The organism is Zemynaea arenosa (assembly GCF_004614185.1).
Taxonomy (GTDB): Bacteria; Pseudomonadota; Gammaproteobacteria; order Burkholderiales; family Burkholderiaceae_D; genus Telluria; species Telluria arenosa.
Genome location: NZ_SPVF01000144.1, coordinates 1 through 7,105, shown reverse-complemented (window position 1 = coordinate 7,105; position 7,105 = coordinate 1). Strand labels below are relative to the sequence as shown.

The 7,105-nt window shown below is 68.3% G+C and carries 6 protein-coding genes and 3 tRNA genes; 4 read left to right on the top strand and 5 right to left on the bottom strand.

The window, feature by feature from the left end:
- Nucleotides 1–867 (top strand): extracellular catalytic domain type 1 short-chain-length polyhydroxyalkanoate depolymerase (locus E4L96_RS11585; RefSeq protein ID WP_135207377.1); only part of this gene is annotated, 867 nt, incomplete at its 5' end.
- Between the two features lie 94 nt (nucleotides 868–961).
- Here E4L96_RS11585 and E4L96_RS11580 read toward each other — a convergent pair.
- Nucleotides 962–1,321: a hypothetical protein gene (locus E4L96_RS11580; RefSeq protein ID WP_135207376.1), complete on the bottom strand. Its 360-nt coding sequence runs from the start codon at nucleotides 1,319–1,321 to the stop codon at nucleotides 962–964.
- A gap of 444 nt (nucleotides 1,322–1,765) precedes the next feature.
- Entirely contained in the window at nucleotides 1,766–3,274 is a 1,509-nt protein-coding gene (locus E4L96_RS11575; protein WP_167758670.1) for an FAD-dependent monooxygenase, read from the bottom strand.
- A gap of 107 nt (nucleotides 3,275–3,381) precedes the next feature.
- On the opposite strand from E4L96_RS11575, the gene E4L96_RS24580 reads away from it, so the two are divergent.
- From E4L96_RS24580 to E4L96_RS11560, 3 genes are all read left to right on the top strand, one after another.
- A complete protein-coding gene (locus tag E4L96_RS24580) occupies nucleotides 3,382–3,978 on the top strand; it encodes a TetR/AcrR family transcriptional regulator (RefSeq protein WP_135207374.1) in 597 nt (198 codons plus the stop codon).
- Between the two features lie 50 nt (nucleotides 3,979–4,028).
- Entirely contained in the window at nucleotides 4,029–5,339 is a 1,311-nt protein-coding gene (locus tag E4L96_RS11565) for a hypothetical protein (RefSeq protein ID WP_135207373.1), read from the top strand.
- Nucleotides 5,340–5,462: 123 nt separating this feature from the next.
- Nucleotides 5,463–6,632 carry an aspartyl protease family protein gene (locus E4L96_RS11560; RefSeq protein ID WP_167758669.1) on the top strand — a complete coding sequence of 390 codons (1,170 nt, stop codon included), beginning with the start codon at nucleotides 5,463–5,465 and terminating at the stop codon, nucleotides 6,630–6,632.
- A 177-nt stretch (nucleotides 6,633–6,809) separates the two neighbouring features.
- On the opposite strand, the gene E4L96_RS11555 is transcribed toward E4L96_RS11560, so the two are convergent.
- The 3 genes from E4L96_RS11555 to E4L96_RS11545 all read right to left on the bottom strand — a co-directional run bounded on the left by E4L96_RS11555 (nucleotide 6,810) and on the right by E4L96_RS11545 (nucleotide 7,105).
- Nucleotides 6,810–6,883 (bottom strand) — tRNA-Cys (locus tag E4L96_RS11555).
- Nucleotides 6,884–6,931: 48 nt separating this feature from the next.
- Nucleotides 6,932–7,007 (bottom strand) — tRNA-Gly (locus E4L96_RS11550).
- Between the two features lie 22 nt (nucleotides 7,008–7,029).
- Nucleotides 7,030–7,105 (bottom strand) — tRNA-Gly (locus tag E4L96_RS11545).

Genomic DNA, 7,105 nt, shown 5'->3' with positions numbered 1-7,105 from the left:
CGCCAGCACGGCCGCGGCAGCTTCACCGGCGCGGTCTTCAGTTGCGGCGAAGGGCAGCGGCGCTACAAGCTCTACGTGCCGCCGGGCCCCGCCCGCGCGCCGCGTCCGCTGCTCGTGCTGCTGCACGGATGCACCCAGAACGCGGACGATTTCGCGACCGGGACCGCGATGAACGGCCTGGCGGACGAACAGGATTGCCTCGTGCTGTATCCCGAGCAGGACCGCGGCGCCAATCCCAACGGCTGCTGGAACTGGTTCGATCCCGCGCACCAGGCCCGCGCCGGCGAGCCGGCCCTCATCGCCGCACTCACCCGGCAGGTGATGGCGGAGCAGGATGCCGATCCGGCCCGCGTGTATGTGGCCGGGCTGTCGGCGGGCGGCGCGATGGCGGCCGTGCTCGGTGCAGCCTATCCGGAACTCTACGCGGGCGTGGGAGTCCATTCCGGCCTGCCTGCGGGGAGCGGGCGCGACATGATATCGGGCCTGCAGGCCATGAAGCGGCCTGGCCACACGGCGCGGCTGCGGCAGGCGGTGCCGATCATCGTCTTCCATGGCGATGCCGACTCCGTGGTCCACCCGGACAACGGGCAGACGGTGCTGCGCCAGTTCATCGCGCCGCACGGCCCGCATGCCCTCACCGAGACCCGCACCCGCGAGGAAGCAACGGGCCATGCCTGCACGCGTGCCCGCTGGCACACGGCTGCGGGTGAGCTGGTGGCGGAACACTGGCTGGTGCATGGCGCCGCCCACGCCTGGCAAGGCGGCGACCCGGCGGGCTCGCACGCAAGCGCAGCCGGTCCGTCGGCGACCCGCGCCATGCTGGCGTTTTTCCTGCACCGGCATGCGGAGGTGACGCAGCCGGCGTAGCATGCGGGGGCCGGCACGGTACGGCCGGGATCTCAGGAATGGGGAGGCGGGTGGCCGGGATACCCAGGTGCTGCGAGGTCGGGAGGTGACGCGGTCAGCCAATATACGGCGAGCCGGTGCCGGCCTGCTGGTCGCTTTCGATGGGTGAGAAGGCGGCGATGATGGCGTGCGCCTGGTCGAGCCGCGCCTGGGAATCGCAGGTGACCGTCAGCACGGAGCGCCCCTGGCCCCGGTCCGGCGTGTCCCGCGGATAGACTTCGCCGCCCCGCTCCAGCAGGCGCAGAAACCAGTTCGCGATACGCCCGCCCAGCGACTCCTGGGCCGCCCAGGCGTGCGATGTGCTACGGGACGACAGCGATAGCTCGGCAGGCGCAAAGCCGCCGCGCTGCAGCGCCGTGCGGGCGCGCTGGGCCGGGTCGAGATCGGCGAAGACGGCCGCCAGCGTATATTTCATGAACCCATCCTCCAAGACGCGAAATGCGGTCGTTGACGGTGCGCCGAATCGCGGCACGTGTCAATCGAATCATGCTCAGTGGACGCGGCGGGATGGCGCACCCGTGAATGGACGGTGGACTGCAAAACCGCCGCCTCCAAACGGAGAACGGCGGCGGCACTCTCCCAACGGCGGTCCCCTAACTCAGCTCTTTCGGCTTGTCAGTTCATAGTCCGGCTTGGGAGCATCCTCCGCGTGCGCGAGGGCGCCTGCACAGTCGAGCAGGAGCGCCATGGCGCCAGGGATCGTCCAGTCAACCAGAATCATCGACGGAGGACAGCATGCTCCAAAATTCCCAGCGGCCGGAACTCATGCGGACACCGAAGACCGAACTCTAAAGGAATCGAGGGCGCGGTCGCCCTGGGCCTGCAGTGCGTGCGGGTTACCACCGCGGCGCCGCTCCAGTCAGGACACAGGCAGCAGGCAGCCTGCCTTCTGGATGTAAGCCTCGAGCGCCGCAACCTCCGGATGGGGGAGCGCCAGGCCCACGTACATGTCGGGCCGCACCAGATACAGGGCCCCCCGCGCACAGCCGGCGCGGGCCTGGGCCGCGGTCCATGGTGCCTCATGCACCTGTACGCCGTGCTGCACGCACCAGGCCCGCACCTGCTCCGGGACCAGACCGCATGCGTACGCGACCCAGACACCGTCTTGCAGCAGCGCGAAGCTGTCGCCCTCCTCGCCGGCGATCCAGGGGAAGCGGTCGCCGCCATGCAGGGTCCCGGCCCGGCCCGTGCTCAGCGGACTGTCCGGATAGGCGAGCGCGGTCTGCGACACGAGGCCGAAGGCGCGCCGTCGCAGGTGGTCATTGGCGAACACGGCGGCCAGGACCGCCGGGGCGACGTGGTCCTTCACCAGTTCGGCGAGACGGCCGGTCCGGGTCACGAGAGTGAAGGCGCGGTCGGTGGTGGCCACCAGCTGCAGGGCGAAGGCGCGACGTTCGGCTTCGTATGTGTCGAGCAGGCGCTCATCCGCTTCCTGGCGCAGCACCGCCGCGAGCTTCCAGGCCAGGTTGGCCGCGTCGGCAATGCCCGTGTTCATGCCCTGCCCGCCGGCGGGGCTGTGGACATGGGCCGCATCGCCCAGCAGGAAACAGCGCCCCTGGCGGAAGCGGGAGGCGATCCGGTGATGCACGCGGTAGGTGGAAAACCAGTTGACCTGGGTGACCTCGACGCCCAGGCTGTGCAGCGCATCGCTTTGCACGTCCTCGTAGCGCAGCGGCGTGTCAGCGGCGGCGGCGGCGGCATCCCGGACGGCCCCGATGAGGCGTACATGGCCGTGCTCGTTGTAGGGGAAAACCGCCACGAAGTCGCCGCGATCGAGTGCGAAGTGTGCGTCGCCGGTGGGTGCCGGAATGGCCGCCTGCACGTCCGCCACGTAGAACACGTGCTCATAGGTGCCGCCTTCGAAGGCCAGTCCGAGCGCATGCCGCACCGCCGAATGCGCCCCGTCGCAGCCGGCCAGGTAGCGCACGGCGACGCTGCGTTCCTGGCTGTCCGGGTCGCGCAGGCGGGCCAGCACATGATCGGCCTGCTCTTCCAGGCCCACCAGCTCGGTCTCCCGCTCGACCGCGATCCCGCGCTGCGCCAACGCCTCCACCAGCAGCTGTTCATGCCGGTCCTGGGGCAGGATCAGGACGTAGGGATAGGGCGTCATCCCGGTCCCGGCGGCGCCGAACACCAGGTCGGCGCGGCGCTCGCCCTCGGCCCAGAAGTGGATGCCGTCGCTGACATGCCCTGCCGCCACCATCCGCTCGGCCAGGCCCAGCTGGCGATACAGCTCCAGCGTACGCGCATGGATCACCACCGCGCGCGAGGCCGTGCCCGGCGCCGCGCTGCGGTCGATGATCCGCACCTTCACTCGGTGCCGGTCCAGCCAGAGGGCCAGCGCCAAACCGGTCGGTCCCGCACCCACGATCAACACCGCGTCCATGACACCTCCTGCCTGTGATTGAGTGGGGCCGAGCTTAAATTCAACACACGATGATGTCAACAAGTGTTGAATTGTGCTAGAGTTTCCCCATGACGTCCCCGACCAAACGCAGCGGCCGCCCGCAGGGACCGACCGGCAACCGCGACCGCATTCTCGCCATCGCCCGCCAGCACTTCGCCCACCGCGGCTTTCGCGGCGCCACCCTGCGCGCCATTGCGGAGGAAGCGGGGCTGGATGTGGCGCTGCTGGCCCACTACTTCGGCAACAAGGACGGCCTGCTGGCCGCGACCCTGCAGCTGCCACCCGGTGCCGCGGAAACCTTCGGCGCGGCGGTCACCGGACCGCTGGCGACACAGGGCGCGCGCCTGACCCGGGCCTACTTCAGCATGTGGGAGGACCAGGCGACGCGCGAGGCCCTGCTGGTATTGGTGCGCACCGCACTGGGCAGCGAAGCGGGGACAGCGCGCATGAGCGAGCTGCTGGCCCAGCACATCGGCAACCTGCAGCGCACGGCGGTGCTGGTGAACCGGACCACCGGATTCACCCTGGCGATGAGCCACCTGCTGGGCACCGCGCTTGCGCGGCATGTGCTCCGGGTGCCGGGCCTGACGGCGCTGGACCTGGAGCAGCTGGTCGCCACGGTGAGCCCCATGATCCAGGCCTACCTGGAGCGGGCCGACACCTGAGCCCGCGGCCGGGGACTTCCCGTCCCTCCTCTCTCGACCACCGGCACTCGATGCAACGGTCCGCACTCCTCGCGCTGACTTTGGCGCTGGCGGCACCGCGCCGGCTCGGCCAGGACACGGTGTGCGCGCCGGCACGTTATGATGCACGGATGAAAAGTCAATGGACGTGTCTGGTGTTTGCCGCCGTCGGGTTCGCCAGCCATGCAGCCGAGCTGCACGGCGCGCTTGATCTGCGCGCCAGTGCGAGCACTCGGGGCGGCATTCGCGACGGCGGCCTGGGGAAACTGCGCAGTGGCGGGTCCACGCTGGGCAGCGGACAGGCCGTGCTCGCGGCCGATTCCGACTTGTCGGACAACCTGAGTGCTCAGGTTGAACTCAGCGCGGATTCCGACCATGCAGGTGTGCTGGATATCCGCTCGGCTGTCCTGACCTGGAGTCCGCTGCCGTCCGACGCCTGGAAAACACGGGTGCGCGCCGGGTTCTTCTTCCCGCCCTCAAGCGTGGAGATTGCCTACGGCGCGCCGGGCTGGCTGCCGGCGCGCACCATCTCCAGCGCCGCCGTGAACAGTTGGATCGGCGAAGAGATCCGCACCCAGGGCATCGAGTGGAGCACGCGCCGCCTGGGTCGCTTTGCCGGTTCAGCGTACGACGTCGGCCTGGTGGCTGCTGTGTTCAACCACAACGACCCGGCTGGCACCCTGCTGGCCTGGCGCGGCTGGTCCATCAGCGACCGCATCGCCGGACGCAATGAGGCGCGGCGCCTCCCCGACCTGCCGGTGTACCGGCCGGACGGTCCGATTCCCCGGCAATCCGGGCTCCTGCGGCCGTTCCGCGAGATCGACGGACGACTGGGCTACTACGTGGGCGCGGAGCTCGTCTTGCCTGAGCGTGCGCAGCTGGCCGCACTGCATTACGATAACCGCGCCGACGCGCTCGCAGTCCAGGATGGACAATATGGCTGGCACACCCGCTTCGACCTCGCCACCCTCACCCTGCAGCCCGGCCGCGGATGGACCGTGCTGGCGCAGGCGCTGCATGGGGATACTTTGATGGGGGCGCGCGCTGTCGCGCTCGACTTCGAGGCGGTGTATGTCCTGGTGAGCCATCGGCTGGGCGCCGGGACCGCCAGTGCGCGCTACGACCGGTTCCAAACCCGCGAGCACGACCTTCTTCCAGCCGATCCCAACAACGAGACGGGCCACGGCCTGGCGGTGGCCTGGGCGCTCCCGCTCACTGACCAATGGTCCTGGTTGAGCGAGGCGCTCTTCATCAATAGCACCCGCGCGGCACGGCGCCTTGTTGGACAGCCTGCCCGGTTGAGCGAGCACAGCGTGACGACGGCCTTGCGATTTGAATTTTAGATTGAACTTTCGAGTCGGATGACGCGAGCGGGTCGCTTCTCGAGTGTCGGTCTTATTTGGCATTGCGGGCTTTTGGTTCACACGGCGGAGGAAACGATGAGATCGATGACGCGAGCTGCCTGCATGCTGATGCTTCTGGTCTCATGCCTCGTGCAGCGCGATGCGATGGCGACGGTACCTGTCCCCATCCTGTACGAAGACGCCCGCGTGTACGTTCCGGTTCGAGTGGGCGCCCTGCCGGCGCAGTGGTTCATCCTCGATACCGGCGCGTCCCGCACCATCCTCGATACCGCGGTGGCTCGCGCCGCCCATCTCCGCGTATCGGACGGGCGCATGGTGCAAGGCGCAGGCGGCGGCAGCTCTCAGCAGAAAGAGGCGGCCGCGGTGGAGCTGCATGTGGGCGAGGTGGCACTGGCCGTGGCCGCACCGGCAGTGATGGATCTGGCGCACCTGCTGGGCCCCACCAGCGGCCGTGCGCCAGCCGGCATCATCGGCGCGCAGTTCTTCCGCGAGCATTTTGTGCAGATCGACTTTGCGCTTCGCACACTGACGGTCAGCGATCAGGATGATGTGCCGCGCGGGACGTTCACGGCAGCAGTGCCGTTGACATTCGTGGCGGGCACGCCGCTGGCGACGGTCCTGCTGACGCTGCCCGGCGGCCGCACGCTGAGGGCCCATGCGCTGGTGGACTTGGGCGCCAAGTCGTCCTTCCTGATCCCCGAGCCTTTCATCGACCAGACCGGCATGCGCACAGCCTTTCCCCAGGCGGTGGTGACCGGCTTTGGCGCTGGGGTCGGGGGCGATACGTTCTATGCCTTCGCACGTGCCGAGCGCCTGGCGCTGGCCGATGCTCCGGACGTGGCACAGGCCAAGCCGATCGTCGGCCTCTCTGTCGGGGGCACGCTGCGGTCGACCTGGCATGAGGGCTTGCTCGGCGCGGAATTCCTGGCGCCTTATGTCGTCGGCTTTGACTACCAGCACGCCCGGCTGCTGCTCTCCGCGGGCGGGGGTGCCACTGCAGGTTTCGACCGCAGTGGCCTGTTCCTGATCGCGGCGGGCGCGCAACTGAGCCGTATCGTCGTGCGGCAAGTGATCAAGGGCGGGCCGGGCGACGCAGCGGGCCTGAAGCCCAACGACGAACTGCTGCAGATCGATGGGACCCCGGCCGCGGCCCTGGGTCTGGCCGGCGTGCGTACGCGTCTCAAAGACGCGGCCGCGGCGAGTGTCATGCTGCGCTACCTGCGCGGACGCGAGCAGCTCACGGCGACCGTACGCCTGCGTGATCTCCTCTGAGTCTGGCTTCTGTCAGCCGTTACGCGATTGGAGGGCCATATTTCGACAATAGCATCCGCGCTGGCGATAGCGAGGAGACTACGGCAAGTTGGCCGTTTGGAGGTGTGGTACACCACACTTTCTGTGTGGTTGAGGTCGCTCGACGTGGTCGAGGTCTCGTATAAGTGCTTGATTTGATGGAGGCGAGGGCCGGAATCGAACCGGCGTACACGGCTTTGCAGGCCGCTGCATAACCACTTTGCTACCCCGCCTTGGAGGGGAAGAAAAAACGCGGCCAGCGCCGCGTTCTTTCAAAATTCTGGAGCGGGAGAAGAGTCTCGAACTCTCGACCTCAACCTTGGCAAGGTTGCGCTCTACCAACTGAGCTACTCCCGCTTGGGATTTGGTTCCTGTACGTTGGAGCGGGAGAAGAGTCTCGAACTCTCGACCTCAACCTTGGCAAGGTTGCGCTCTACCAACTGAGCTACTCCCGC